The organism is Streptomyces sp. NPDC048383 (genome assembly GCF_040651775.1).
GTDB lineage: Bacteria > Actinomycetota > Actinomycetes > Streptomycetales > Streptomycetaceae > Streptomyces.
Window position 1 is genome coordinate 85,589 of sequence record NZ_JBEZKS010000018.1, and the last position, 25,918, is coordinate 111,506.

Annotated in this window: 29 protein-coding genes; 12 read left to right on the top strand and 17 right to left on the bottom strand. The window is 73.8% G+C overall.

The window, feature by feature from the left end; all coding sequences use genetic code 11:
• The first annotated feature begins 25 nt into the window (after positions 1–25).
• The 5 genes from AB0D46_RS15330 (at position 26) to AB0D46_RS15350 (ending at position 3,016) form a co-directional block, all read left to right on the top strand.
• Positions 26–775 carry an HNH endonuclease family protein gene (locus AB0D46_RS15330; RefSeq protein ID WP_362877802.1) on the top strand — a complete coding sequence of 250 codons (750 nt, stop codon included), beginning with the start codon at positions 26–28 and terminating at the stop codon, positions 773–775.
• A complete protein-coding gene (locus tag AB0D46_RS15335; protein ID WP_362877803.1) occupies positions 772–1,053 on the top strand; it encodes a hypothetical protein in 282 nt (93 codons plus the stop codon). The genes AB0D46_RS15330 and AB0D46_RS15335 overlap by 4 nt, the downstream gene beginning before the upstream one ends.
• 105 nt (positions 1,054–1,158) lie before the next feature.
• Positions 1,159–1,380: a DUF5302 domain-containing protein gene (locus tag AB0D46_RS15340; RefSeq protein WP_362877804.1), complete on the top strand. Its 222-nt coding sequence runs from the start codon at positions 1,159–1,161 to the stop codon at positions 1,378–1,380.
• A gap of 108 nt (positions 1,381–1,488) precedes the next feature.
• Positions 1,489–1,902 carry a rodlin gene (locus AB0D46_RS15345; protein WP_362877805.1) on the top strand — a complete coding sequence of 138 codons (414 nt, stop codon included), beginning with the start codon at positions 1,489–1,491 and terminating at the stop codon, positions 1,900–1,902.
• Positions 1,903–2,158: 256 nt separating this feature from the next.
• Positions 2,159–3,016 carry a glycoside hydrolase family 19 protein gene (locus tag AB0D46_RS15350; RefSeq protein WP_362877843.1) on the top strand — a complete coding sequence of 286 codons (858 nt, stop codon included), beginning with the start codon at positions 2,159–2,161 and terminating at the stop codon, positions 3,014–3,016.
• A 28-nt stretch (positions 3,017–3,044) separates the two neighbouring features.
• On the opposite strand, the gene AB0D46_RS15355 is transcribed toward AB0D46_RS15350, so the two are convergent.
• The 3 genes from AB0D46_RS15355 to AB0D46_RS15365 form a co-directional block, all read right to left on the bottom strand.
• Positions 3,045–5,804, bottom strand: coding sequence for a LuxR family transcriptional regulator (locus AB0D46_RS15355; protein WP_362877806.1), 2,760 nt, complete (start codon positions 5,802–5,804; stop codon positions 3,045–3,047).
• Between the two features lie 241 nt (positions 5,805–6,045).
• Positions 6,046–7,827, bottom strand: a complete 1,782-nt coding sequence (locus AB0D46_RS15360) for a S8 family serine peptidase (protein WP_362877844.1) — start codon at positions 7,825–7,827, stop codon at positions 6,046–6,048.
• A gap of 456 nt (positions 7,828–8,283) precedes the next feature.
• Entirely contained in the window at positions 8,284–9,018 is a 735-nt protein-coding gene (locus tag AB0D46_RS15365) for a DUF1838 family protein (protein WP_362877807.1), read from the bottom strand.
• A 277-nt stretch (positions 9,019–9,295) separates the two neighbouring features.
• Between AB0D46_RS15365 and AB0D46_RS15370 the strand changes: the two genes are divergently transcribed.
• From AB0D46_RS15370 to AB0D46_RS15380, 3 genes are all read left to right on the top strand, one after another.
• Complete coding sequence (locus AB0D46_RS15370; RefSeq protein ID WP_362877808.1) at positions 9,296–10,279, top strand: DUF1996 domain-containing protein; 984 nt, start codon at positions 9,296–9,298, stop codon at positions 10,277–10,279.
• Between the two features lie 110 nt (positions 10,280–10,389).
• Complete coding sequence (locus tag AB0D46_RS15375) at positions 10,390–10,992, top strand: sigma-70 family RNA polymerase sigma factor (protein ID WP_362877809.1); 603 nt, start codon at positions 10,390–10,392, stop codon at positions 10,990–10,992.
• A complete protein-coding gene (locus AB0D46_RS15380; protein WP_362877810.1) occupies positions 10,989–11,726 on the top strand; it encodes a zf-HC2 domain-containing protein in 738 nt (245 codons plus the stop codon). Before AB0D46_RS15375 ends, AB0D46_RS15380 begins: the two co-directional genes overlap by 4 nt.
• Before the next feature lie 113 nt (positions 11,727–11,839).
• Here AB0D46_RS15380 and AB0D46_RS15385 read toward each other — a convergent pair whose 3' ends face one another.
• Genes AB0D46_RS15385 through AB0D46_RS15410 form a run of 6 tightly spaced genes read right to left on the bottom strand, consistent with a single transcriptional unit; the run spans position 11,840 to position 17,275 of the window.
• Complete coding sequence (locus AB0D46_RS15385; protein WP_362877811.1) at positions 11,840–13,078, bottom strand: cytochrome P450; 1,239 nt, start codon at positions 13,076–13,078, stop codon at positions 11,840–11,842.
• Positions 13,075–14,304 (bottom strand): cytochrome P450, encoded by a 1,230-nt coding sequence (locus AB0D46_RS15390; RefSeq protein ID WP_362877812.1) that lies wholly within the window; start codon positions 14,302–14,304, stop codon positions 13,075–13,077. The genes AB0D46_RS15385 and AB0D46_RS15390 overlap by 4 nt, the downstream gene beginning before the upstream one ends.
• On the bottom strand, positions 14,301–14,936 hold the full coding sequence (locus tag AB0D46_RS15395; protein ID WP_362877813.1) for an ATP/GTP-binding protein: 636 nt from the start codon (positions 14,934–14,936) through the stop codon (positions 14,301–14,303). Before AB0D46_RS15395 ends, AB0D46_RS15390 begins: the two co-directional genes overlap by 4 nt.
• Positions 14,917–15,270: a DUF742 domain-containing protein gene (locus AB0D46_RS15400; protein WP_362877814.1), complete on the bottom strand. Its 354-nt coding sequence runs from the start codon at positions 15,268–15,270 to the stop codon at positions 14,917–14,919. Before AB0D46_RS15400 ends, AB0D46_RS15395 begins: the two co-directional genes overlap by 20 nt.
• Positions 15,267–15,665: a roadblock/LC7 domain-containing protein gene (locus tag AB0D46_RS15405; RefSeq protein WP_362877815.1), complete on the bottom strand. Its 399-nt coding sequence runs from the start codon at positions 15,663–15,665 to the stop codon at positions 15,267–15,269. Before AB0D46_RS15405 ends, AB0D46_RS15400 begins: the two co-directional genes overlap by 4 nt.
• On the bottom strand, positions 15,662–17,275 hold the full coding sequence (locus AB0D46_RS15410) for an ATP-binding protein (protein ID WP_362877816.1): 1,614 nt from the start codon (positions 17,273–17,275) through the stop codon (positions 15,662–15,664). Before AB0D46_RS15410 ends, AB0D46_RS15405 begins: the two co-directional genes overlap by 4 nt.
• 232 nt (positions 17,276–17,507) lie before the next feature.
• Here AB0D46_RS15410 and AB0D46_RS15415 point away from each other — a divergent pair, with 232 nt between their 5' ends.
• Entirely contained in the window at positions 17,508–18,551 is a 1,044-nt protein-coding gene (locus AB0D46_RS15415; protein ID WP_362877817.1) for a hypothetical protein, read from the top strand.
• Positions 18,548–19,345 carry an alpha-L-glutamate ligase gene (locus AB0D46_RS15420; RefSeq protein ID WP_362877818.1) on the top strand — a complete coding sequence of 266 codons (798 nt, stop codon included), beginning with the start codon at positions 18,548–18,550 and terminating at the stop codon, positions 19,343–19,345. The genes AB0D46_RS15415 and AB0D46_RS15420 overlap by 4 nt, the downstream gene beginning before the upstream one ends.
• A gap of 99 nt (positions 19,346–19,444) precedes the next feature.
• Here the strand turns inward: AB0D46_RS15420 and AB0D46_RS15425 are convergent, their stop codons facing one another.
• The 5 genes from AB0D46_RS15425 to AB0D46_RS15445 all read right to left on the bottom strand — a co-directional run bounded on the left by AB0D46_RS15425 (position 19,445) and on the right by AB0D46_RS15445 (position 22,417).
• Positions 19,445–19,858, bottom strand: coding sequence for a VOC family protein (locus tag AB0D46_RS15425; protein WP_362877819.1), 414 nt, complete (start codon positions 19,856–19,858; stop codon positions 19,445–19,447).
• A 126-nt stretch (positions 19,859–19,984) separates the two neighbouring features.
• Positions 19,985–20,650 carry a glyoxalase gene (locus tag AB0D46_RS15430; RefSeq protein ID WP_362877820.1) on the bottom strand — a complete coding sequence of 222 codons (666 nt, stop codon included), beginning with the start codon at positions 20,648–20,650 and terminating at the stop codon, positions 19,985–19,987.
• A complete protein-coding gene (locus tag AB0D46_RS15435) occupies positions 20,650–21,195 on the bottom strand; it encodes an AraC family transcriptional regulator (protein ID WP_362877821.1) in 546 nt (181 codons plus the stop codon). Before AB0D46_RS15435 ends, AB0D46_RS15430 begins: the two co-directional genes overlap by 1 nt.
• 128 nt (positions 21,196–21,323) lie before the next feature.
• On the bottom strand, positions 21,324–21,734 hold the full coding sequence (locus AB0D46_RS15440; RefSeq protein WP_362877822.1) for a VOC family protein: 411 nt from the start codon (positions 21,732–21,734) through the stop codon (positions 21,324–21,326).
• Positions 21,735–21,910: 176 nt separating this feature from the next.
• Entirely contained in the window at positions 21,911–22,417 is a 507-nt protein-coding gene (locus AB0D46_RS15445; protein ID WP_362877823.1) for a GNAT family N-acetyltransferase, read from the bottom strand.
• 216 nt (positions 22,418–22,633) lie between these two features.
• On the opposite strand from AB0D46_RS15445, the gene AB0D46_RS15450 reads away from it, so the two are divergent.
• Entirely contained in the window at positions 22,634–23,113 is a 480-nt protein-coding gene (locus AB0D46_RS15450) for a hypothetical protein (protein ID WP_362877824.1), read from the top strand.
• Here the strand turns inward: AB0D46_RS15450 and AB0D46_RS15455 are convergent.
• Positions 23,071–23,397 (bottom strand): HAD-IA family hydrolase, encoded by a 327-nt coding sequence (locus tag AB0D46_RS15455; RefSeq protein WP_362877845.1) that lies wholly within the window; start codon positions 23,395–23,397, stop codon positions 23,071–23,073. The two genes, AB0D46_RS15450 and AB0D46_RS15455, sit on opposite strands and share 43 nt — an antisense overlap.
• Complete coding sequence (locus AB0D46_RS15460) at positions 23,394–24,278, bottom strand: hypothetical protein (RefSeq protein WP_362877825.1); 885 nt, start codon at positions 24,276–24,278, stop codon at positions 23,394–23,396. The genes AB0D46_RS15455 and AB0D46_RS15460 overlap by 4 nt, the downstream gene beginning before the upstream one ends.
• Positions 24,279–24,465: 187 nt before the next feature.
• On the opposite strand from AB0D46_RS15460, the gene AB0D46_RS15465 reads away from it, so the two are divergent.
• Complete coding sequence (locus AB0D46_RS15465; protein WP_362877826.1) at positions 24,466–24,957, top strand: STAS domain-containing protein; 492 nt, start codon at positions 24,466–24,468, stop codon at positions 24,955–24,957.
• A 90-nt stretch (positions 24,958–25,047) separates the two neighbouring features.
• Here AB0D46_RS15465 and AB0D46_RS15470 read toward each other — a convergent pair whose 3' ends face one another.
• A complete protein-coding gene (locus tag AB0D46_RS15470; RefSeq protein ID WP_362877827.1) occupies positions 25,048–25,761 on the bottom strand; it encodes an ABC transporter ATP-binding protein in 714 nt (237 codons plus the stop codon).
• Positions 25,762–25,918: the final 157 nt, after the last annotated feature.

The window sequence follows — 25,918 nt, forward strand, 5'->3', positions numbered from 1 at the left end:
CGGAGTCTCCTCGGGGCGGGGTTTCATGGTGCGTCAGACAGGTCTGGGCGTCGCGGTCGTGACCGCGGTGCTGCTGCTCGGCAGCGTCGGATGCGGTGAGCAGGTCCCCGGGGACGGGAAGGGCGGCGACCGGCCGGGCGCGACGGCGACCCCGAGCGCCGCCCCCTCCCCTTCGCGGGCGGCGCCGTCGGGCGACGACGCGAAGCCGGTCGCCGGCGACGTACTGCCGGGCATGGTCAGCGCGGCCGTGGCCCGGTCGCAGCTGGCCGCGCTCACGGTCGGCAAGCCCGGCACGATGGCCGGGTACAGCCGCGACAGGTTCACCCACTGGGCCGAGCAGGGCAGCAAGTGCGACACCCGCGAGACCGTACTGAAACGGGACGGAACGGATGTCGCGCAGGACGCCGAGTGCCGCGCCGTCTCGGGCCACTGGAAGAGCCTGTACGACGGGGCGTCCTTCACCGAGGCCGCGAAGCTGGACATCGACCACATGGTGCCGCTGGCGGAGGGCTGGCGCTCGGGGGCCGCCGGCTGGGACGCGGCCAAGCGCAAGGCGTTCGCCAACGACCTGGCCCGCCCGCAGCTGCTGGCGGTCTCCGCGTCCTCCAACCGCTCCAAGGGCGACCAGAGCCCCGACCAGTGGCAGCCGACGGACCGGTCGAGCTGGTGCCAGTACGGGCGCGCCTGGACCACCGTCAAGTCCCACTACGGGCTGACCGTCACCGAAGCCGAGAGGGCCACCCTCACCACCATGATCGACACCTGCGCCGGATGACGGCCCCCGAACCGTGGTGCCGGCAGGACGACGTGCCGGCCGGACCGGGCGGCGCCATGACCGACGAGGTCGGGGTGATCACCGGTCCGCTCACCCTGCGGACCACCGCCGGCGCGGACGGCGAGGTCCGGTTCGCGGTCCAGTACCAGGGAGCGGACGAGTGGTACGCGCTGACCGGCAGCCCGGTCGCGACGGGCGATCCGGCCGCGCTGCACCGCGCGGCACTGGCCGCGATCCGCGCCGGCGGCGGGGCCGAAGCACCCCGTCCGGGCTGCTGAGCGGCCCGGATCGGGGGGCCGGCCGGCAGGAGCGGAGGCAACGCGATGGCCTGAGCGCCGCCCGACTGACAGACTGGGGCAACTTGATCACCCCAGGAGGCAGCCATGTCAGACGAGAACACCACCCCGCAGGCCGATGCGGCGCAGACCGACGCACCGCAGGACGAGACCCCGGCCGAGGAGGCGAAGCGGAAGTTCCGCGAGGCCATGGCGCGCAACGCTTCCCACGCCCAGTCCCAGCAGTCCCACCAGAGCCGGGCCAAGGTACAGGGATCCAGCAGCGGCGCGGGCGGCAAGAACAAGAAGGTCCGTCGCAAGACCGGCTGACCGGGCCGATCGTTGGGCCGCATGGGTGACGCGCGATAACCACCGGCGCCGGACGCAGTTGATCAGGACGTCCCGCCGGGGACAGCTCATGCGACAGAAGGATCAACGATGCTCAAGAAGTTCATGGCCACTGCTGCGGTCACCGCCTCCGTCATCGGCACGGGTGCCGTCATGGCGTCCCCGGCGATGGCCATCGGCAACGACAACGGCGTGAACACCGTCAACGGCAACGGCGCCTCGCAGGTCTACGGCAACCAGTCGACCGAGGGCGCCATGAGCCCGCAGCTCAGCGCGATCCAGGGTTCGCTCAACAAGCTCTGTGTCGGCCTGCCCGCGAAGGTCAACGCCCAGTCGCTGGTCGCGGTCCTCGCCAACATCGGCGTCCAGGACGTCAACGTCCTGTCCAACCCGCAGAACCAGCAGTGCGCCGAGAACTCCACCCAGGCCAAGGGTGACGAGTCGCTGTCCCACCTCGTGGACAACATCCCGGTCCTCTCCGGCAACCTCTCGGCCGGTAGCTGATCCGTTCGGCATCCGAACCGGCGTGACGACCCAGGTCGTCGCGCCGGTTCGGCGTTTGCGGCCCCGCGCGGTCCCCCGCACCGGATGTGGCAGCCGCGGACAATATTTGGTCTAGACCTTGACAGGTCCAGACCACTTCGGTTCAGTGGCGGTAGTCGTCGCCCCCACACCTCGCGACAATTCCCCCCACTTCAGGAGTAGTTACGTGATACGTGCCGCCCGACGCCGCGCCCTCTCCCTCGCCGCAGCTGCCGCGATGACCCTCGGCCTCGCCGTCGCCCTGCCCGCGTCCTCCGCCTCGGCCGCGCCCGCCTGCGCCGGCGCGTGGGCCTCCTCCGCCGTCTACACGGGCGGCGGGACCGTCTCCCACAACGGCCGCAACTGGCAGGCGAAGTGGTGGACCCAGGGCGAGACGCCCGGGACCACCGGCCAGTGGGGCGTCTGGTCGGACCAGGGCGTCTGTGGCGGCGGTGGCGGCCAGGACCCCGACCCGTCCGGCTTCGTCGTCAGCGAGGCCCAGTTCAACCAGATGTTCCCGAACCGGAACCCCTTCTACACCTACAACGGCCTGGTCGCGGCGCTGTCCGCCTACCCCGCCTTCGCCAACAGCGGCGACGAGACCACCAAGCGCCGCGAGGCGGCCGCCTTCCTCGCGAACGTCTCGCACGAGACCGGTGGGCTCGTGCACATCGTCGAGCAGAACACCGCGAACTACCCGCACTACTGCGACGCGACCCAGCCCTACGGCTGCCCGGCCGGGCAGGCCGCGTACTACGGCCGCGGACCCATCCAGCTGAGCTGGAACTTCAACTACAAGGCGGCGGGCGACGCCCTCGGCATCAACCTGCTCGCCAACCCGTACCTCGTCGAGCAGGACCCGGCCGTCGCCATGAAGACGGCGCTCTGGTACTGGAACACCCAGAACGGTCCGGGCACCATGACCCCCCACGCGGCCATGGCCAACGGCGCCGGCTTCGGCGAGACCATCCGTTCCATCAACGGGGCGCTGGAGTGCAACGGCGGCAACCCCGCGCAGGTGCACAGCCGGGTGAGCAAGTACCAGAACTTCACCCAGCTGCTGGGCGTCACCCCGGGCAACAACCTCACCTGCTGATCCGCACCGGCCGCCGCGCCGCCCGGGCTCAGTGCCCGCGCAGCGCGGTGGCCAACTGCGCGCGGGAGCGCACGTCGAGCTTCTGGTAGATCCGGGTGAGGCGGGCCTCGACGGTCTTCACGCTCAGGAACAGCTTGGCGGCCGCTTCCTGGTTGCTGGCCCCGGCGCCGACGAGCAGGGCGAGCCGGGCCTCCGCCTCGGTCAGGGCCGCCACCCCCGGATGCGGGGCGGCGGCCTCCGGCGCGGTCTCCCGTGTCAGGCCGAGCCAGGGCTTCGCCCCGGCCCGCTCGAACACCTCGGCCGCCGCGAGCAGCGCGGCCCGCGCGGGGGCCCGGCGGCGGCGCCTGCGCTCGACCCGGGCCAGCGCCAGCAGGGTGCGGCCGTGCTCCAACGGCAGCCCGAGGGTCTCGAAGCGCCGCGCCGTCTCCTCCAGCAGGGCCACGGCCGGCTCGGCGTCCCCCCGCGCCGACAGGCACAATCCCCGGGCCCGGTCCAGGGCCGCGAGCACGGGAGTGCGTCCCAGCGCGCGGGCCACCGGAGCGACCCCGTCCAGCAGTTCGGCGGCGCGGTCGGGGGCGTCGGCCGCGACCAGGGCCTCGGCGAGTTCCCCGTGCCAGCGCAGGATCGACGGGTCCACCACCTGTTGGGCGCCCTCCAGCTCGGCGACCCGGCACAAGGTGGCCGCCGCCTTCGCCGCTTCCCCGGTGGCCAGTTCGACGGTGCCGAGCGCGTAGAGGCCCCGGGACAGGAAGACCTGGTCCTGCTCCTCCTCGGAGGCCCGGATGCCGCGGCGGGCGTACCCGGCGGCCCGGGCGAAACTGCCGCCGGCGGCCTCGGCGGTCGCCGCGACGTACCAGGCGGGGCCGGGCGACAGGCCGGCCTCGATGGTCAGCTCCACGGCCCGGCGCGCGTGCGCGGCGGCCGCGGCGCACCGGCCCCGCCGCAGCTCGACCTCGGTGAGGCTGCGCAGCACCTCGAAGACGTCCTCGGCGGATCCGGTCCGTTGGACGGCGGGTAGCAGCGCGAGGAGCTGGCCGTGCGCGTCGCCGAGCCGGTCGTCGAAGAGGGCGTGCCGGACGGCGAGGTACTGGGGCGCGTTGCGCATGCCGAGGGGGACTTCGGGGGCGGGCAGGGCCAGGGCCTCGGCGAGGATGTCCTCGGCGTCGTGGTCCCCGAGGATGCGGCCCATCCTGGCCCGTACGGTCAGCGCCATGGCCTCGGCGACCTGGTCGCCGCCCGCTTTGGCGAGGGCCCCCGCCTCGGCGGCGGCGTCGCGCGAGCGGACGGGGTCCCCGTCGCTCAGGTTGAGCTTCCAGGCGATGCGGAGCTGGACGGCGGCCCGGAGCGAGGGGTCGCCGGCGGCGTCGGCGACCGCGTTGGCGAAGGTTTCGTCGAGGTCGGCCAGGGCCTGGCCGGCGGCGTCGATCACGGCGAGGCGGGCCCGGACCCGCTGGGTGGGCGAGGCGTCACGGGCCAGCACGGCGCGGGTGGCCCGGCGGGCGAGGTCGGCGCGGCCGGCCCACCCCGCGTCCTCGGCGGCGCCGACGAGGCGGGCCAGCTCCTCCTGGGGCAGGGCGGCGGGCGTGCGTTCGGCGGCGAGCAGTCCGAGTTCCGCGGCGAGGGCGCGTTGGCCGCGGCGCCGGCAGGAGTCGGCGGCGGCGGTGACCTCGGCCGCGAGCCGGGCGTCGGGGTGGTCGACGGCGAGCGCCCGGTGGCGGACGGCCTGCACCGGGTCGTCGACGGCGTCGGCGAGGGCCGCGTGCCCGGAGGAGCGTTCGGGCCAGCCGGAGTCGGCGGCGAGCACGGTGGCGACGGCGCCCGCGGTGAAGGCGACGGCTCCGTCGGCCCCGACGGTGACCAGCCCGGCGCGTTCGGCCTCGGTGAGCTCGGCCTCCGCGTCGGGTCTGCCGGCGCGGCGCAGCAGCGCGGTGGTGGGGCGGGCGGTGAGGGCGGCGAGGAGCAGGGTGCGGCGGGCCCGGGCGGGGGCTTCGGCCAGCAGCCGGCGGGCGACGTCGCGGGCCTGGCCGGAGACGGGCAGGGTGTCGGCGTGGTGGGCGCCGCCGTCGCGGGTCCCGGCGGCTTCGGCGAGGGAGTGTCCCAGTGCCAGGGCGAGGCGCGGGTTGCCGCCGCTGGCCTGGTGGATGCGGCCGGCGAGCCGGGCGGGCAGGTCGTGGCGCAGCAGCAGTTCGGCCACTTCGTCGGCGCCGAGCGGGGGGACCCGGACGGCCGGGGTGCCGGGGCCGCACAGGGGTTCGGCGACGGGGGTTCCGGCGTGCACGCACTCGGCGGCGAGGACCCGTACCCGCGGTGGGGTCAGGCGCAGGGCGAACCGGAGCAGATCGGTGGTTTCCGCGTCGAGCCACTGGGCGTTGTCGAGGACGAGGAGGACGGGCCCGGAGGCGGCCAGGGTGCGGAGCACCTCGACGAGGGCGAGCCGCAGCGCGACGTGGTCGCGGCCCGCTCCGGTCGCGACGGTCTCGCGGCGCAGGAGGGCGATGGCGGTGCGCTGGGGTCCGGCGAGCCGTTCCAGGGCGGCGCGGGGCACGGTGGCGAGGAGGGCGGCGGCCGAGGCCTCGGGTATCCACCGGTCCGCGGCTTCGGGGGCGAGCCTGAGCACGGTTTCGCGCCGACCCTCGGCGGCGGCCGCGACGGCGCGCGCCACCTCGGTCTTGCCCGCTCCGGCCGGTCCGACGAGGACGGCGCGGCCGTGCGTGGTGAGCGCCCGGTCGACCGCCTCGATCAACTCTCCGTGTCCGACGTTCGCGTCAGCGTTCCCCGTCGCCGCCACGCCACCAGCCTTTCGGTCCCCGGTCCTGTGCCTTTCCTGTGAGACGCGACAATACGAGGTCGGCCGCCGGACGGACCCGGATTGTGACGCAGAATTCAGTCGGGCGACAGGAAAGCACGACGAACCTGCCGGTACGGGAGGTACCGGCAGGTCCGCGCGCTGGGATGGTCCGTACCATCGGCCCGTCAGAACGGAGTTGGGGGGCTCCGCGGGGGCCGGGGGGACCGGGGTCCGGTGCGGGTCAGAAGCCGAGGCTCCAGGAGTCGATCTTGCCGGTGTCGCCACCGGCGTTGTCGTTGACGCGCAGCTTCCAGGTGCCGTTCGCGACCTCGGAGGAGGCGTTGACGGTGTAGGTCTGGTTGATGTTGTCGGTGCTGCCGCCGGCGCGGTTGTGGACCGTGTAGACGGAGCCGTCGGGGGCGACGAGGTCGACCTTCAGGTCACCGATGTAGGTGTGGGCGATGTTCACGCCGACCTTGAGGGCGGCCGGGGCGTTGCCCGCGACGCCGGTGACCGTGAGGGAGCTCTCGACCGTGGCGTTGTCACCGATGGCGACGTCCGTGGTGTTCTCGAAGGACGGGGTCGTGGGCGTCGTGGAGGTCACGGCGTTCACGGTCGCGGTCGCGTCGGCGAGACCGGCGCCGCAGCCGCCGGTGCAGGTGCCGGCCAGCGGGCGGGCGTTGGCCTTGATCGCGGCCTCGATCTGGGCCGGGGTCAGGGAGGTCTTCGCCGACTTCATGAGGGCGGCGAGGCCCGCGACGTGCGGGGCGGCCATGCTGGTGCCCTGGTACGGCTTGTAGGACTCGGCGCCGGGGGTGGTGGTGCCGGCGTTCAGGGTGGAGAGGATCGCGTTCTCGGGGGTGGTGACGGTGCCGGGCGTGTCGGTGGCGCGGCGGGTCTCACCGCCCGGGGCGGCGATGTCGATGATCGTGCCGAAGTTGGAGTAGTACGAGCGGTCGCCGGCGCGGTTGCTCGACGCCACGTTGATCACGTTGTTGCAGCTGGCCGGGGAGAAGCCGGACGCGTTCGCGTTGCTGTTGCCGGCGGCGACGACGACGGTCGTGCCGCGGCCGACGGCCGCGTTGATGGCGTTCTGGTAGCTGGAGCCGCAGGTGCCCGAGCCGCCGAGGCTCATGTTGATGACCTTGGCCGGGGTGGCGTTGGCCGGGACGCCCGCGACGGTGCCGCCGGAGGCCCAGGTGATGGCGTCGACGATGTCCGAGGTGGCGCCGCCGCACTTGCCGAGCACGCGGACGGGCTGGATCTTCGCGCCGTAGGCGATGCCGGCGACGCCCTTGGAGTTGTTGGTGGCCGCGGCGATGGTGCCCGCGACGTGGGTGCCGTGCCAGGAGGAGGTGCTGGCCTTCGAGCCGACGCCGCACTCGCCGTCGGTGGCGTTCCAGTCGCCCTCGTCGGCGGGGTTGTTGTCCCGGCCGTTGCCGTCACGGGCCTCGGAGGACGTCGAGATGAAGTCGTAGCCGGCGACGGTGTTGGGGGCGACGTCCGAGTGGGCGACGTAGCCGGTGTCGATCACGGCGACGGTGACGCCGGAGCCGGTGGTCTTGTCCCAGGCGGCGGGCACGTTCATGCCGGCGGTGGGCTCGAAGAGGTCCCACTGCTTGGCGTACTCGGTGTCGTTCGGGGTCACGGCCATGGCGTAGGCGCGGGTGTCCGGCTCGACGTAGGCGACGTCCGGGTCGGCGCGGAACTCGGCCATCACACCGGCGGCGTCGGCCGGGGCGACCGATCCGCCCAGGTTGACGAGGGCGGCGCCGGTGCCGAGGCGGCGGTCGAACTTCGCCTTCTTGCCGGCCTTCTTGCCCTTCGCGGTCGCGTCGTCCGCGGCCGCGGTGTTGGAACTGGCCTCGGAGGCCGAGGACTTGTATCCGACGATGAGGTTCTCGACCGGCGCACCGGCGGGCGCGGCGGGGGCCGCGGCGGCCGGGAGGGAGGTGGCCGGGTCGTTCTCGGCGGTCACGGCGACCGAAGCGGTCGCGGAGCCGGCGAGGAGGGTGACGGACATGGCCACCACGGATATGAGCCTGCTGCGTCTGGATGCGTGCACGGTGTTCCCTTTCGAGGGCCGTTTCCGGGCAGGCCGGAGCGGCCGGTCGGTGCAGTGTGGGAGGTGAACCGGCGGCCGCGGGGTCCGGGGCGGACTGGTCAGTCCCCGCCCCGGCCACCGCCGCGCGCCGCGTCGCCCGGCCGCGACGGCGGGGCAGGGCAACGGCGATCCCGGCGATCCGCGTTCCCGTCGCGCTTCACACCATGTGGGGTTGGTGCGGGGGCGGTTCGGGTCCGGTGGATCGCCGGTGGGCAGACAGTAGGCAACGCGGAGATGAACCCGATACGGGGAAAACCCTTGTCCGGACCCCTACGCGCCCGCCCCCGCCCCCGGTGCGGCCGGGGACGGGGGCGGGTGAGGGGGCGGGTGAGGGGGCGGGGTACGGGACCGGCGCGGGGCAGGGCCCGCGGGGGGTCACCGCGGGTTGAGCCGGCGGAAGTAGGTCCAGCTGGACTCGTTCGGCTCGGTCCACTTCTGCGGGGCCGAGGCGAATTCGGGGTGGCGGGCGGCGATGTGGTCGCGGGTGCGTTCGGGAACCTCGTCGTACGAGCCCAGCTTCGCGCCGCGGCAGTGGAAGGCGAGCCCGCCGGGGCGTTGTCCCTGCTCCATCCAGGGGAGCCACGGGGACATCCGCGTCCAGGACATGGTCGCGGGCACGCTCGGCGCGTCGCCGGCGAGGGCCGCGGCGGGCGCGAAGAACTGGAACAGCTCCAGGGCCCGGTAGGTGTCCGAGGCCGAGTTCAGCGGGTAGTCGGCGACGGGCAGCGGCGAGGGGTAGGCGAGGGGGATCTCCAGGCTGAAGCAGACCTGGTCGCCGAGTTCGGTGCGCGGGACGGGGAAGGGCCGCAGCGTCAGGTTCGCCGGGTCGTTCCACACGTGGACCACCGGCTTGTCCTGCCAGGTCTCCAGGATCTCCCGAGTCGTCGGGTCGAGGTAGAAGGCCGCTTCGCGGGAGAGCAGCCGGTAGCCGCCGCTCTCCTCGTCGGCCTCCAGTCGGCTGACGTTGAGGCCCTCGAAGCCGAAGATCCTGCCGTAGGGCTCGTCGGGGGCCCAGGAGTGGACGTCGCCCGTCCACCGGAAGGTGACCTCGGCTCCGTCGAGGGAGGCGCGGGTGCGGGCGAAGTCGTGGAGGAGTTCAGCCGGTGTCATACGGAGAACTTTGCGCGGCCGCCCGGCGGCCCTGCAAGGCACTCTCCGGCCGTCCGGGTCCGCCCGGGAGGGTCCGGGACCGGCGAGCGGCGTACGGGGGGCGCGGGGGCCATCCGGGTGGGTGTGCCGTCGGGGGTGCGGGCCGGGCGGCGCAACGTCGGGCGGGACGGTCCCGGCGACTTCGGGAGCGGCCGGACCGCGCCTACAATCACACCGGGCTCCCGGCGCGAGGACGCCCCGTTGACGACCGTACGGAGCACCGGCAACCGTGACCGCCATGGGGAATGAACACCGCCTGCTGTGGCCCCTCGTCTGCCTGGTGCTCGGCACCGGCCTGGTCGCCGCCGTGCTGGGCGCCTCACGGGCCGCCGCCCCGCAGCACGGAGAGGTGGCGGGGGCGTACGTGGACATACGCGAGGTGCCGCGCGAGGCCGCGCCCCCTACCCCGACGGGCCCCGAGGGCTCCGCGGGGAGGGTGACGGTGGACTGCGGCCGCAACGCGGAGGGCCACTGGAACGAGGACAACCTGGTGGTCTCGCCGGGCCTGCGGGCCGGCGCCCACCACACGCACGCGTACGTCGGGAACCTGTCCACCGACGCCATGTCGGACGACGCCTCGCTGGCCGCGGCCGCCACGAGTTGCTCCGGCGGCGACCGTTCCACCTACTACTGGCCGGTGCTGCGCCGCCTCGACCGGCCGGGGACCCGCGCCCACGAGGTCTCGGCCGGACACGGCAACGCCGGCGAGATCCTCCCCGAGGCCGCGGTGGGCGTCGAGTTCCGCGGGAGTCCGGTGAGCAAGGTGGTACCGATGCCGCGCTTCCTGCGGGCGATCACCGGTGACGCCGTCGCGTACACGGCCGGCAAGGACGCCGACGTACGGGCCCGCTGGGGCTGTACCGGCTTCCCCGACCGCTCGACCACCGACTACCCGCGCTGCCCGGCCGGCAGCCTGCTCACCCGGACCCTGGTCTTCCCCAGTTGCTGGAACGGGCTCGACACCGGCACCCCCGGCCACCGCTCGCACCTGCGCTTCCCCTCCGCGCAGGGCGTGTGCCCGCAGGGCACCTTCCCCGTCCCCGAGCTGCGCCTCTCGCTCTCCTACGCGGTGGCGGCGGGCACCCCGGTCGCGCTCGATTCCTTCCCCGAGCAGCGGCACAGTCCGCGGACGGACCATGCCATGTTCGTCGACGTGATGACCGACGAGCGGATGCGGGAGGTCGTCGGCTGTCTCAACGAGGGCCGCGTCTGCCGGACTTGAGCGGCCCTCCACCGGTCCGCGCGAAAGTGACGCACCTCACCTGAACCATTCGTCCGTCCCCGGCGTGTTCCGACCGCACCACGTAACACGAGGAGGACGGAGAGGGTCAGATGGCCGGACCACTGTGGCCCCGCACTCGGCGGGGCTCGACCGACGAAGCACTGATCAGGACGGTCTACGAGGACCACGGCCACGCCCTGCTCGCGTACGCGACGCGGCTGACCGGGGACCGGGCCGCCGCCGAGGACGTCGTCCAGGAGACGCTGATCCGGGCGTGGCGGCATTCCGAGGTCCTCGTCAACGGGAAGGGCTCGGTGCGCGGCTGGCTGCTCACGGTGGCCCGCAACATCATCACCGACCGGTACCGGGCCAAGGCCGCCCGGCCCGCGGAGGTGTCCGGCTCGTCGGCCGCTCCGCCGGTGGAACTCGACCACGCGGACTCGGTGGTGGACTCCATGACCGTGCTCGGCGCGCTCGACCGGCTCACCCCGGAACACCGGGACGTGTTGACGGAGTTGTACTACCGGCAGCGCAGCGTGACCGAGGCGGCCGACCGCCTGGGGATTCCGGCGGGAACGGTGAAGTCGCGCGCGCACTACGCCCTCAAGGCGTTGCGCGAGGTGTTCTCGGACAGCGGCAGGGACGACAGCAAGGACAGACGATCAGCCCGGCCGCCCCAGCAGCCCGGCGGACTGCGGGAGGTGGTGGCATGAACCGGCAGCGGCACGAGGAGGAACTGCTCGGACCGTACGTGCTCGGTGTCCTGGACGAGGAGGACGTGCGGCGGGTCGAGGAGCACCTCGGCACCTGCTCGGGGTGCCGTGAGGAGGTGACGGCTTTGCGCGAGTTGGAGAGCGTACTGGGCGAGGTGCCCGAGGAGGCGTTCCTCGACGGTCCCCCGCAGGGCGGCGACCTGCTGCTCCAGCGGACGCTGCGGCAGGTCCGCGGCGAACGTTCCACGGCCTCGCGGCGGCGGGTCGCGCTGGTCGCGGTGGCGGCCGCGGCTTCGATGGCGGCCGTGTTCTGGGCCGGTACCCGGCTCGCGGGGGACGCCGGTCCCGGCGTCGCGTTGCCTCCGCCGCCGTCCCCGACCGTGTCCGCGGCGCCCTCTCCCCCGGTGGCGGGCACCCGGGTCGCCTCGGCGACGGACCGGGGCACGGGCGCGCGGATGACCGTACAGGTGACGCCGGCGCCGAAGTGGGTGCGGGTGCACGCGGCGGTCACCGGAGTGCCGCCGGGCGAACGCTGCCGGCTGGTCGTGGTCGCCCGGGACGGTACGCGGACCATCGCGGGCGGCTGGGTCGTGGGCACGGCCGAGCACGGCGAGGGCAAGGGCGCCGCGCTGGACGGCACGGCGGCGGTCGATCCCGCGCAGGTGCGGGAGGTCCTCGTCGAGAACGAGGCGGGACGGACCTTCGTGTCCGTGCCGGTACCCGCGCCGGCGTAACGGGCCCGGGACCCCGCCCGTCGGGCCGGGGACGTGACGGAGCCCGGGAGCGTGTCCAGCTCCCGGGCCCCTGTTTGCCACCCGATCGCGGCGGGGCCGGGTCCGTCCGAGCGCTACGCGGTCAGGTGGACCGGCAGGTCGAAGAGGTCGTTCTGGGTCAGGATCGGCTTGTTGCGCAGTTCCTCGCGGGACACGGCCAGGCGCAGGTCCGGGAAGCGGGCGTACAGAGCGGGCAGGGCCACCAGGGCCTCCAGGCGGGACAGGGCCGCGCCGGGGCAGACGTGGGGGCCGTGGCCGAAGGAGATGTGCCGGTTCGGGGTGCGGGTGACGTCGAACTCGCCCGCGCTCTCGCCGTGCTGGGCCTCGTCACGGCCGAGGGCGCCGAAGGAGACGATCAGGCCCGCGCCGCGCGGCAGGATCCGGTCGCCGACCTCGATGTCCTCGGTGGCGAAGCGGATCAGGACGTGCGAGGTCGGGGTGGACCAGCGCAGGGTCTCCTCGATGACGTTCTCCCACGGGACCTCGCCCTTCAGCACGAGGGCGCGCTGCTCGGGGTGGGTCTCCAGGGCGACGACGGCGTTGACGATGAGGCTGATCGTGGTCTCGTGGCCCGCCGCGACCATCAGCTGGAGGGTGTTGGTGATCTCCTCGGTGCTGAGGTGGTCGCCGTCCTCGGAGGCCGCGATGAGGGCGCTGGTCAGGTCGTCGCCCGGGTTCTCCCGCTTGGACTCGACGATCCGGGAGAACAGCGCGCCGAGGTCCGCCATCATCTGCGGGACTTCCTCGGGCAGGGTCTGGGTGGAGAAGAACTTCTCGAAGAGGGCCTTGAGGCGCGGGTGTTCGGCGGCGTCCACGCCCATGAGCTCGCTGATGACGTTCATGGGCAGCGGGTAGGCGAAGCCGGCCTTCAGGTCGACGCTCTCGCCGGCGGGGCGTTCGGCCAGCGCGTCGAGCATCCGCGTGGTCAGCGCCTCGATGCCGGCGCGCAGCTCCTCCACCCGGCGGACGGTCAGCGCCTGGGCGACCAGGGTGCGCAGCCGGCGGTGTTCGTCGCCGTCGACGGTGAGCATGGAGCGGCCGGGGTTGGCGAGGCCGATCAGCGGCCAGTCGGCGGGTATCTCGCCGCGCTGCCAGGCCCCCCAGACGTTGATGTCCTTGACCACTCTGGAGTCGGTCAGGAGTCTTCTGGCCTCGGCATGGTGCGTGACCGCGTACACGCCGACACCGCCCGGCAGGACGACGGGGACCAGCGGACCGGCGGCGCGCAGCGCGGCGCTCTCGGCGTCGAGGTCGGTGACGAAGGGGTCCAGGACGAGGGGGGCGGGGCCGGTGTGGTCGATCGGGCAGGTCATCGGGTGGCTCCAAGCGCGGGGGTCGGGGTGAAGGTCACGGGGAGGTCGGTGAGTCCGCGCAACCAGGGCGACGGCCGCCGGGTGAGTCCGTCGGCCGGGCCGGCCAGGTCGACGTCCGGGAGCCGGTCGAGGAGGACCTCGATGCCGGTCCGCGCGATGACCTCGGCGACCTCCTGGGCGGGGAAGGGGCACCGGTGTTCGCCGTGACCGAAGGAGAAGAAGGCGTTGTTCCCGCCCGTGAGGGACCCCGCGTCGGTGCGTACGTGCGGGTCCCCGTTGGCGGCGGCCAGGCCCAGCAGGACCAGGTCGCCGCGGCCGATGTGCTGTCCGCCGAGCTTGGTGTCGCGGGTGGTCCAGCGTCCGGCGACGTTCTGGGTGGGGGTGTCCTCCCAGAGGACTTCGTTCATGGCCTCGCCGACGCTGTGCCGGCCTCCCGCGAGGGAGGCGGCGAAGCGGTCGTCGGTGAGCATCAGGCGCAGGGTGTTGCCGATCCAGTCGGCCGTGGGTTGGTGGCCGGCGGCCATCATCACCATGAGGTCCTGCGCGACCTCGTCCATGGTGAAGCCGGCGGTGTTGGCGAGCATGCGGGAGGCGACGTCCGGGCCCGGGACGGCCTGCTTCGCGGCGAGCAGCGCGTACATGGACTCGCCGAGGTGGCGCTGGCCCTCCAGGGCGCCGGCCCGGCCGTTGATCATGTCGTTCATCGCGGTGACGAGGCCGGGGCCCTGCTCGTCGGAGAACCCGTAGAGGCGGGCCAGCACGCGCAGCGGCAGGAGCATGGCGTACTCGCCGACGAGGTCGCAGGATCCCCTGCCGCACAGGCCGTCGATGAGTTCGTCCGCGAAGCGTTCGGCGTGGCCCTTGAGTTCGAAGGGGTCGACGGCTTCGAGGGCGCCGGAGATGACGGCGGCGCGTTCGCGGTGGCGTTCGCCGACGGTGTAGAGGATCGACGGCTGCTTGCGGCCGATCATCGGCAGCAGCGGCCAGTCGGCGGGGATGCGGTCCCACTGGTTCCACAGGTCGGAGTCGCGGGAGAAGAGCTGCGGGTCGCTGGTGACCTGGTGCAGTTCGCGGTACCCGAGGACCAGCCAGGCCGGTACGTCGCCGTCGAGCACGACCGGGGCCACGGCGCCGTGGTCGCGGCGCATCTCCCGATACAGCTCGATCGGGTCGGTCTGGAAACGGGGGCCGCCGAGGTAGACGGGCTGGGGCTCGGGGGTGGTCACGGGGTGGGCTCCGGGATCGTGTGCGGGACGGCCGTCTGGTGGCGCTGGAGGTGCTGGAGGTGCTGGACCAGGGAGATCAGCACCTGCTGGCTGGAGCCGCGCGAGCGGGCGTCGCAGAACAGCAGGGGCACCTGGGCGGGCAGGTCGAGCGCCTCGCGGATCTGCTCGGGGGTGTGGGAGGGGCCACCGAAGTCGTTGCAGGCGACCACGAAGGGGGTGCCGTGGTGTTCGAGGCGGTCGATGGCGTACCAGGAGTCCGCGAGCCGGCGGGTGTCCACGAGGACGACGGCGCCGAGGGTGCCGGAGAACAGTCGGTCCCAGAGGAACCAGAACCGTTCCTGCCCGGGAGCGCCGAACAGGTAGAGCACGTTGTGGGCGTCGAGGGTGATGCGGCCGAAGTCGAAGGCCACCGTGGTGGCGGTCTTCGCGCCGACCCCGGAGGTGTCGTCGACGGCCTCGCCCGCCTTGGTCATCGTCTCCTCGGTGTTCAGCGGACGGATCTCGCTGACCGAGCGGACCATGGTGGTCTTGCCGACCCCGAACCCACCCACGATGACGATCTTCAGGCCGTTGTCGGCGGTGGCGCTGAGGGTCTGCCGGGTCGTGCCCCGGTCAGAGGTTGCGGAGTCCAACGAGCACCTGCTCCAGGATGTCGAGGTCGGGAAGGAGGTACGTCGAACGCGGGTGCCGGGCGCTGATGCGGCCGGTACCGAGCAGGTCGGCGAGGAGGATCCGCACGATGGACACCGGCAGCCCGAGCTCGGCCGCGATCTCCACGACGGCGGTCGGGAACCGGCACATCCGCAGGATCGCGGCGTGTTCGGACTGCATCCCGGGCACGGGGTCGCATTCCGTGACCACCAGGGTCACGAGGTCGAACGCGTCCGAACCGGAGCTGCTGCGGCCGCCGGTGAGGGTGTAGAGCCGGTCCGGGGAGTCGTCCCGGCCCGGCCTGCCGCGGCTCAACCCCGGGGCCTGGCGATCAGGTGTTCGCTCAGCTGCTCGACCAGTTCGGACATGTTGTGGCCGACGAAGCCCGCGTCGGCCTCCTCGTCGGCGACCAGCGCGAGGTGCGCGCCCTCGCCCGCCTCGACGATGAAGAGGATCCCGCCGTAGAACTCGGCCATCGCGGAGCGCACTCCGCCGGTGCCGTCACCGAACTCGATGGACGCGCCGTGCGACAGGCTCTGGATGCCGGCGGCTATGGCGGCGAGCTGGTCGGCCTGGTCGACGGACAGCTCGGGGGTACGGCACAGCTTCAGCCCGTCCCGGGACAGCACGAGGGCGTGCCGGGCGCCGGGGGTGCGCTCCAGGAGTCCTTCCAGGAGCCAGCTGAGCGTCTCGTCGGTGGTGCCGGTCATCGCGTGTTGCCTTCCGGGTGCGGGGGGTTCGGGGGCTGCTGCGCCGCGTTGCCGCGCACGGCCTGGCGGAAGCTGCCGAAGCGGGCGGCCGATCGGGAGGCGCCGGTGGGCGCGGCCGGGTTGCGGGCCGCGGCTCCGGCGGCGTCGGGTCCCTCGGGGTGGGCGGCGGCCAGGGTCCGACCGCGCCGCCGCTGGGGCAGTCCGCTGTCGCCGATCACCGGGTCCCGACCGGCGGGTTCGGTGTCCTGTGCGGCGGCGGGGGCGGCCGGTCCCTCCGTCCGGGGGTCGTGCTCGCGGGCGGGCGTCGGCGCGGGCCCGGCGGGGTCGTGGCCGGCGGGCGCGTGGTCGGCGGGGCGGCCGCCGTGGGCGGGCTCCGCTTCCGGGGCGGCCGCGGGCGCCGCCGCGAGGGCGGGAGCCGGGGCGGCCACGAGCGCCGGGGTGGGCAGGGCCTCGGCCGCGGTGCGGCTGATCAGCTCCTGCGGCAGCATCATGAGCGCGCCGGTGCCGCCGCGCGCGGAGGGCCGGAAGGAGACGGTCAGCCCGTGCTTGTGGGCCAGGCGACCCACCACGGCGAGCCCGAGGCGGGTGCCGGAGAGCCCGGCCAGGTCCAGCGATTCGGCGGTCACCGCCTGTTCGGCGCGGCGCTGTTGGACCTCGCTCATGACGAGTCCGCTGTCCTCGACGGTGATGATGACGCCGGCCGGGACCTCTTCCACGTAGACGTGGACCTCGGCGTTGGGCGGGGAGAAGTTCGCGGCGTTGTCGAGGAGTTCCGCGAGGGCGTGCATGACGCCCTCGGCGGCGTGCCCGGCGACGGCGGCCTCGCTGGTGGAGTGCAGCCGGACGCGCTGGTAGCCGCCGATGCGGCCCATGGCTCCCCGCAGGATCGATTCCATGACGATCGGCCTCGCCCAGCGGCGGCCCGAGCGGGCTCCGGTGAGGACGGCGATGGAGTCGGCGAGGCGGCCGGCCTGGGCGGTGCGGTGGTCGAGGTGGAGCAGGTCCCCGAGAACGTCCTCGTCGGCGTGCCGGTGCTCCATGTCCCGCAGGTCGGCGAGCATGCCGGTGGCGAGCGCCTGCATCCGGCCCGCGGCGTTGGCCGCGGCGGCCATCGCGGCGGCGCGGCCGGAGCGGGCGCGTCGCAGCTCCTCGCCGAGGCGTTCGCGGGAGGCCAGTTGGGCGGAGGTCATGCGGTCCAGTTCGGCGGCGTGCGAGGCCGTCAGGTGCTCGCGGTCCGCGGCGCGGGCCGCGGTCAGCCGCTCCACCTCGGCGACGTGCTCGGCGACGAGGCGGGTGCGCTCGGCGGTGCGGGCCGCCGTCTCGCGGGTCGCCTCGGCGGTGAGGCGGGCGAGGTGCGCGTCACGGTCGGCGAGTTCACGGCCCAGGGCGGTGAGTCGGCCCCGCAGCAGCCGGGACGCGCGCGTCGTCCAGGTGAGGGCGCAGGCCGCGACCGAGAGGGCCAGGGAGCCGGACGCCGAGAACCAGCCGAGTGGTTCGCGGACGGACGACGGGGCCGCGGCCACCGCCGCCATGGAGAGGGCGCCGGTGGCCACTGCTGTGATCAGCAGGGCGAGCACAGCGGGGCGAAGGGGGGAAGGCGACGCCGTCATCAATCAAAGCCTCAAACCGGGCGTATATGGAAGAGAGGGTTCCTGTGGTAACGAGGGACAACTATATGAGGATTGCTGATCGTTTAGGAAAGGTCTCGGCGGAAGTTACGCTGCGTAGCGCCCACTAAGGACAGGTCTGGAGCGGTTTCGGGGCTATGACATGGCATCCTGTGACGTCACAACTCGCCGGACTGGATCGGCGGCGGACGTCCGGGGAATATGGGGAAGGTCCATGAGGCTCTGCTTCCTGGTGGAGGAGCACTACCGCCACGACGGCATGCCGAACGAGGTGATCCGGCAACTGACCGCCTGGGGCCACCGGGTCGACGTCGTTCGACCGGGCGGGTCGCTGCTGCGCATGGCCGAGGTCGTACGGACCGGCGTGCACGACGCCTGGGTCCTCAAGACCGTGTCCGGAGGCCCGGGACTCACCCTCCTGGAGGCCGCCGCGGCCACCGGCGCGACCACGATCAACGACGCCCGCTCGATCCGCGGCGTACGGGACAAGGCCCTCGCAGCCGCCCTCGGCAGCGCGCACGGCCTGCCGGTGCCGCCGACGTACGCGGTGGCCCGGCCCGAACTCCTGGCGGAGGTACCGGACTGCGAGTACCCGCTCGTCGTCAAGCCCGCCGACGGCAGCTCGGGCCGTGCGGTGCACCTCCTGCCGTCACCGGACCGGCTCGCGGCACTGCTACCCGAACTCGCGGGCGAGGGCATGCTCATCGCCCAGCCGTACGTGCCGAACCCCGGCACCGACGTCAAGGTGTACTGCGTCGACGGGGACCTGTTCGCCACCGAACGTCGCTCCCCCCTGCACCCCGACCCGGCCGTGCGCGAACGCCGGGTGCCGCTGCCCGCCGAGGTGGCGGCGATCGCCGCCCGGGTGGGCGAGGTGTACGGGTTGGACCTGTACGGGGTGGACGTGCTGCTGGGTCCCGACGGGCCGGTGGTGGTCGACGTGAACGACTTCCCGAGCTTCCGTCAGGTCCCGGACGCCGCGGCCCGGGTGGCGCGGGCCGTCCTCGCGCTGGCCGGCGCGGGCACGCGGCCGGTCGCGGGCCCGTCGGCCGAGCCCGGGGCCGCGCGGTCCGGCCTCGGAGCGTCGCTGCCGGCCCAGTCCGGGCCCGGGGCGTCCCCGGCCACGCGGATCGTGCCCGGGACGTCCGGGGTGCCGCGGTCGATGCCGTCGATGCCGGGGGCTTCCGGGGCCGCGTACGCGGCGCTCCCCCTGACGCTCCCCGCACAGGTCTCGGCCGGGGCGGGGGACGGCGCGTGAGGGTAGCCCTGATCGCCCCCGACCCGCGGCATCCGCTGCTCGCGGCCACCGCCGAGCTGCTCGCCGCGGAACACACCGTGCTGTCGCTGGACCCGGCGGCGGGGGCCGCCGGCGCGCCCGGGGCGACGCCCGACGTCTGTCTGCTCAAGGCGCGGACCCCGGCGGCGCTGGAACTGGCGCGGGAGCTGGAGCGGCGGGGCTCCGTGGTGCTGAACTCCGCGGCGGCCACGGAACGGTGTCAGGACCGGATCGCCATGGCGGAGCTGGCCCGCGCCGCGGGGCTGCCCTTCGCCGCCACCCGTGCGTTCACCAGCCTGACGGACTTGGTGTCCTCGGCGGCCGGCCGGCCGGAGCGGCCGCTCGTGGTGAAGAGCCGGCGCAGCCGCAAGCACGACCTGGTCGCCCGCGTCGACGGATCCGAAGGACTGCGGGCCCTGGAGCCGGCGTGGGGCCAAGAACCCGTCGTCGTGCAGGACTTCGCCCCCAACAACGGCTGGGACCACAAACTGTGGGTCGTCGGGGACCGGGTCTTCGCCGGCCTGAGACGCTCCGAACTGGCCACCGGCACTCAGGGACCGACCGCGATGCGGGACGAACTTCCCCCGCGCTGGAAGGAGTCGGCGCTCCGGGTGGGCGAGGTCTTCGACCTGGAGGTCTACGGCGTGGACGTCATCGAGACCGTTGACGGCACACCGCTGATCGTGGACGTCAACGCCTTCCCGGGGATCCGGGGTCAGGCCGGCGCGCCGCCGGCCCTGGCGGACCTGATCCTGCGCAGGGCCAGGGCTACTTGATGACCTCGACCTTCTTGTCCCCGGCGGCGGCGACGGCCTGCGAGGCGGCGCCCAGCACGGTGACCACGACGAACAGGACGGCGGAGAGCCGACGGGCGGCTACTCCGCGTAGGGCTGGTCGGTTCCCCGGTCGCTGTGGCCGAGGCTCCAGATGTAGCCGTCCGGGTCGGAGAAGGTGCCGCCGTAACCGCCCCACGGCAGGGCGCCGGCGGGCTTGAGGACCGTGGCGCCGGCCTGCTGGGCCTCCGCCATGATCTCGTCGACCCGCCTCTCGCTGCGGACGACGTAGGTCAGGACCAGTCCGCTGAAGCCGCTGCCCTCCTGGTCCGTGCCCACCTGGTCGGCCAGGCCTTCACGGCTGTAGAAGCCGACGGGCGAGGCGCCGTCCGAGGAGAAGAACACCGAGATGCCGAAGTCGTTCTGGATCTTCCAGCCGAGCCCCTCGGAGTAGAACCGCTTGGCGCGGTCCATGTCCCGGACGCCCAGAAGGATCGAGCTGACGTGCGCCTTCATGTCCTGCTCCTTGTTGTGTACGGGTGTGCGGTCCGGCGTCCGGGCATCGGCCCGGGTGTCGTGTGGGCGCGTGTTCGTCGGTCACGGCGCGCGCCCGCCGGTCGATCGGTGGGACGGGGTGGGGCGTCAGGACGACGTGGGGGCGGGCGACTCGGCGCCCTCCCAGACGAACCCGTCCGGGTCGGTGAAGGCATCGGCGGTGCCGCCGAGGACGACGCGGTGCGAGCCGGCGCCGTCGACGGGGACACCGAGGTCCTTGGCCAGGGCGCGACGCTTGTACAGCGCCATCTTGACCGGGCCGGCCTGACCGGGGGCGAACTCGACGTACTTGCCGCCGAAGCTCTTGGCCACGGTCAGGCCCCGGCCGACGTAGAACTCCTTGGTGGCCTTCACGGCCTCGACGCCGAGCAGCAGGACGAGTTCGTCGACCTCACGGGTGTCGGGGCCGGTGTCCTTCTTCGCCGAGGTCGCGATCTTCCAGATCGTCCCGTCCGGGGCCTGCACGACGCCGCCGTAGCCCCACAGCGACTTCGCGGCGGGCTTCAGGACGGTGGCGCCGGCGTCCACCGCCGCGCCGAAGAAGCCGTCGACGGTGGCCGGCCCGGATACCGTGAGCCCCAGCGTGAAGCCGCGGAATCCGGTGGAGGGCGCCGCGGAGGCCCTCAGACGCAGGTGCGCGTCCACGCCGAAGGCGCGGTAGAAGCGACGGGCGGCTTCGAGGTCGGCCACCTCAAGGGTGACGGACGCGAGGGACGTGACGGCTGCGGTGGAAGCGGTGGTTGCCATGACCATCACGCTAGGGGCTGCGTGGCGGCCGGGGCTTCTCGATTCCTGACCGGTCTGGAGACCTGCTTCGCCACGCACGCCGGCATTCCCTCCACGTTGATCGCCGGCCCCGCCCCGCGGGCGGTGCCCGCGGCACCGACGTGGTCGGCCGCCGCCTCCGCCGCCGCCTCCGCCGCCGTCTCCGCCGCCCGCCGCCGGAAGGCCCCGGGGGGCATGCCGACCAGTTCGGTGAAGCGGGTGGTGAACGTGCCCAGCGACGCGCAGCCGACCTCGAAGCAGACCTCGGTGGCGCTGAGGTCGCCCCGCCGCAGCAGCGCCGTCGCCCGCTCGATGCGACGCGTCATGAGGTACGCGTACGGCGACTCGCCGTACGCGGCCCGGAACTGCCGGCTCAGGTGCCCGGCGGACATGCTCACGTCCCGGGCGAGCGCCTCCACGTCCAGCGGCTGCGCGTATTCCCGGTCGATCCGATCACGGACGCGGCGCAACCGCGCGAGATCGGCCAGGCGCTGCGCCTCGACGCGTGCCCGGCGCCATTCGGGCTTGCACATGAGGACCCTCCCCTTCGTCTTTCATCGTCCCCTTCCACCGACGGACGCCGACGGACTCACGGGCGCTCGCGGTGCCGGCCCGCACGGCCGCGTCGCTGCCGGCCCGCCCGCATCGATGCCGGTACGGCTCAGCGCAGTTCCTGGATGCGGATCAGGTTGCCCGCGGGGTCGCGGAACGCGCAGTCGCGGACGCCGTACGGCTGCTCGGTCGGCTCCTGGACGACCTCGGTGTCGCCGGCCTGCACCTTCTCGAACGTGGCGTTGAGGTCCGGGGTGGCCAGCAGGATCCACCCGTAGGTGCCCTTGGCCATCATCTCGGTGATCGTGCGGCGCTCGTCCTCGGTGATGCCGGGATCGGCGGCGGGCGGCGCCAGCAGGATCGACGTGTCCGGCCGGCCGACCGGGCCGACCGTGATCCAGCGCATCCTGCCCTGCCCGACGTCGCTGCGGACCTCGAAGCCGAGGACGTCGCGGTAGAAGGCGAGCGACGCGTCCGGGTCGTCGTGCGGAAGCGACGTCGTGTGAATGGTGATGTCCATGGGGGCAGGCTAGAGCGACTTCGTGCGGCGCGCTTCTCCATTCCTGATCGACGCGCACGCACCAGGATCCGTCCGCGCCCCCGCTGTCGCGCTCCGCCAACTTCCGTACGGTTCGGGCCGGTTCCGCTCCGGCCGGTGACGCGCGCGGTCCCGGTCCGGTCCCGGCCCGGTCGGGATCACAGGGTCCGCCCCATGCACACGCGCGGCCAGCGGTCCAGGCCGTGCCGGGCCTCCTGTCGCCGGATCTCCCGCAGGCCGGGGCCGAGTTCCTCGTCGGCCAGGATCCGGAAGCCGCAGCGCAGGTAGTAGGGGGCGTTCCAGGGCACAGCCGTGAAGGTGGTCAGGGTGAGCGCGTCGTGGTGGCGGGCGAGAGCGCGGAGCGCGGCGTGCTCCAGCAGGGCCCGGCCCACCCCCTTGCGGGCGGCGGTGGGATGCACCGAGACCTGCTCGACGTGGAGTGCGCCGTCGACGGGTTCGGCGATGAGGTAGGCCAGCGGACGGTCGTCGGGGCCGGCGGCCACCCAGGCCAGGCCGGTGTCGGCGTAGCGGGCGAGCTCCTCCGGGGGAAGCGGATCGTCATCGGCGACGGCGGGCATTCCGATGTCGCGGAAGCATTCGCCGGCGGCCCGTTCGATGTCCTGGCAGACCGGAAGGTCCGCGAGGACCGCTGCTCGTATGCGCATCCGGTCAGTGTCGCCGGGGCGGGGCCCGGTGTGCCAGGGTCCCGCCGCCGCCGGGACCGTCCGGTGCGTACGCGGCCCAGCGCCGGTCCGGGGAGCGTCGGCAGGGGACCGTGCGCGCGTCGTCGGGCCGTCGTCATCAAACTGCGGCCGTTCCGTGCCCCGGGAGTGGCCGTGGCCGGGACGCCCGGGGGCCGGCGGATCCCATACTTGTGGCTCATGAGAGGGATGGACAAGCCGCGCAGCAGCCCACTGGTGCCCGACGCCGTGAGCGACGAGATCCTCCGGCACGACTGGGGGTCCGTCGATTGTGGCTGCGGTCGTCCGGCGGAGCATCTGGAGGAGACCCTGTGGAACGCCGCCGAGGGCCATCCGGCGGCGTTCCACGCCTTGGAGGGCCACGTGTTCGCCGGGTCGCGGCTGCGGGCGCCGGCGCCGGCCGCGTGCGGGGTGCTGATGGCGGTGTGGGCGGCCGGACCGCCTCGGCTGGCGACCCGCGAGGCGCTGCTGTGGACGCTGCTGGCCCTGCTGAACACGGAGGACGACGGCTCCTCGCACGAGGCCGGCCTGTACGGCCAGTGCGCCGCCTTCATCCGTACGGGCCTGCCGGGGCTGCACCGCGAGCGGGCGGCGGCTCCGGGGTCGGTGGCCGCCGCCTACGCCGACGGGATCCTGGCGCTGCTGGACCTCTCCGCCTGATCCCCGGCTCCGGCCCGCCCGCAGGCGCGCAGCACGGCCGGGGTGACGTCCTCCAGGGAGGCCGCGGAGGTGCGGGCCGGCGTGCGGGGCACGTCGAGCTGCGAGGGCACCACGAGGACCGCGCAGCCCGCCGCCTCGGCGGAGGCCGCGCCGTCCGGGGAGTCCTCCACGGCGACGCACTCGCCCGGCGCCAGGCCGAGCCGGGCGGCGGCCGCCCGGTACGGGTCGGGGTGCGGCTTCGTACGGTCGGCGTCGTCGGCGGAGAGGGTGAAGGCGAGCCTCAGCCGGGAGCGCCCTTCCGCGGGGTGCGCAGGCTACGGAGGTGGTCCTGCGCCGCGGTGGCCGCGTCGCGGGCCTCCTTCGCGGCCCGACCGGCGTCGCGGTGGCGGGCCTCGGCCTCGGTGACCGCCGCGTAGGCCCGGTCCCGTACGTCCCTCGCCCGCTCGGCCTCCCGTCCCAACCGGGTGGCCTCGGCGTCGGCGTCGGCCGCCGCGGCCACCGCGGTCCGCCGGGCCCCGTCGGCCTCCCGCAGCTCCTCCTCGCGGGCGACGGCGGTCTCTTCGGCGTCCTCGGCGGCGGCCCGCGCCGCCTCCGGGCGCCCGTCGTGGTCGGCGTCGGAGGCAGCGCCGGCATCGGTCCCGCCACCGCGGTCGGCCCCGGCGGCCGCCGCCCGTACGGCGTCCGGGTCGGCCTCGGGGAACCGCGGCTCGGGCTCGGGGGTCCGTACGAGCCGGCCCGAGGCCCACTCCGCGGCCGCCTGCGGTCCGGCGAGGACCGCGTACAGGATCCGCTCCACCTCGCGCACCACCGGCTCGGAGATCGGCGAGCCCGCCTCCCCGGCCAGCCGGCCGGCCTCCCGGGCGAGGGCTCCGATCACCACGTGCTGCTGGTGGGACAGCGCCCGCAGCCGCTCTCCGTCCAGCGTGTGGTGGGCGGTGCGCAGGGCCTGTCCGAGTTGGAGGAACTGCTCGGCCTCCTCCGGCTGGGAGCGTACGAGCAGGTTGCAGGCCCAGGCGGCCAGGGTGGGCCGGCGCAGGGCCGTGAAGCGGCGCGCGGCCTGCGGTCCGTCCTCCTTCTTCGCCCGGGCCGCGGCCTCGGCACGCGCCGCAGTGAAACCCGATGGGTGCGCCGCGTACAGCGCGTCGATGACCTCGTCCACGTCCACGCGCCCCACTGTCGGCCATCACCGGCCGGCCGCGCGGTACCGCGTCCGCCCCGCGCCGCCGGGCGGGCGCACGGGTGACCCGAGCGGGTGAGGAAGATCGCCGGAACGGGTCAGCGGGGCGCCCCGCGCGGGTGAAGTGTGCGCCGGGGCCGCTTCCCCGACCGGGGGACGGCCCGTTGGAGCGGGCGTGAACCCTCCCATAAACGCCCCGATACTGCCCGCAACCCGCGCTCTGACCGCCCCGTCCGCACCGACCGCCTCAGCCGCCCCGTCCGCCCGGACCGTCCCACCCGGTCCGCCGGAACCCCACGATCCGCGCGCACCGGCCCGGTCGGCCGAAGCGGAGCCGGACGCCGGTCCGGACCCGCTCCCCCGCATACGCTCCGCGCTCCGCGACGGCGTCCTGGCCGTCACCCTGGCCGGCGAGTTCGACCACTACACCTGCGCCCCGTTGCGCGGGCTCCTCGACGAAGGGGCCGTACGCGGCGCACGACGCCTCCTCCTCGACGCGACCCGGGTCTCCTTCTGCGATTCGGCCCTGCTGGACGCGCTGGACCGGTGGGTCCTGAGCGGCCGCTCCTGGGAGCTGGCCGGCGCCTCCCGTTCCGTCCGGCTCCTCTTGTCACTGGAGGAGCGGATCCGGTCGGTGAACGGCGTCCCTCAGGGGGTGGGACCGTGACCTTCGCGGCGCTCACCCTGATCCCGCTGCTGCTGGCCCTCGCACTGGCACGGCAGTTGCCGGCGCCGCCGGAACGCGGGAGGCCGGCCATCAGTCCGTCGGCTCCGTCACGATCCGCCCGTCACGCAACTCCACCACCCGGTCGGCGAGTTCGATCATCGTCGGATCGTGGGTGGCGACCAGTGCCGTGACTCCCTCGCTGCGCACCACGGCGCGCAGCAGCCGCATGATGGAGCGGCCGGTCTCGGCATCGAGTTGGCCGGTGGGCTCGTCCGCGATGATCAGGGCGGGCTCATTGGCCAGCGCGCGGGCCACGGCGACGCGCTGCTGCTGACCTCCGGAGAGTTCGCCGGGCCGTTGCTCGGCGTGGTCGACGAGGCCGACCAGGGCCAGCAACGTGCGGACCCGTTCCTCGCGCTGCTTCGCCGGGACCTTGCGCATCCGCATCGGGATGCCGACGTTCTCGGCGGCGGTCAGCACCGGAATGAGTCCGAAGGACTGGAAGACGAAACCGATCCGGTCGCGGCGCAGGGCGAGCAATCCGTCCTCGTCCAGCCCGGCCAGGTCGGTTCCGTCGAGTTCGACGGTGCCGCCGGTCGGGGTGTCGAGTCCTCCGACCAGGTTGAGCAGGGTGGTCTTTCCGGACCCCGACCGGCCCTTGAGGGCGGTGAGTTCACCGCGTCGGGCCTCGAAGGTGACGCCTCTCAGGGCGTGTACGGCGCGTTCTCCCGTGCCGAAGCTCTTGCGCAGGTCGCGCACCACCATCATGGACGTCGCGGTGGCCGCGTTCTCCTGTTGCTTCATGGTGGACTTCCCTCCGGGCCGGCTCACTTGCGCACCTTCGATTCCGAATATGCTCATCTGTCACGTCCCGCACGCAAGTCCCTTCCACTGTCGGATCGAATCTGACAGCATCGTCCGCTATCCGGTGCCCATGGTCCGGATGGGGGGAAGGAAGGCA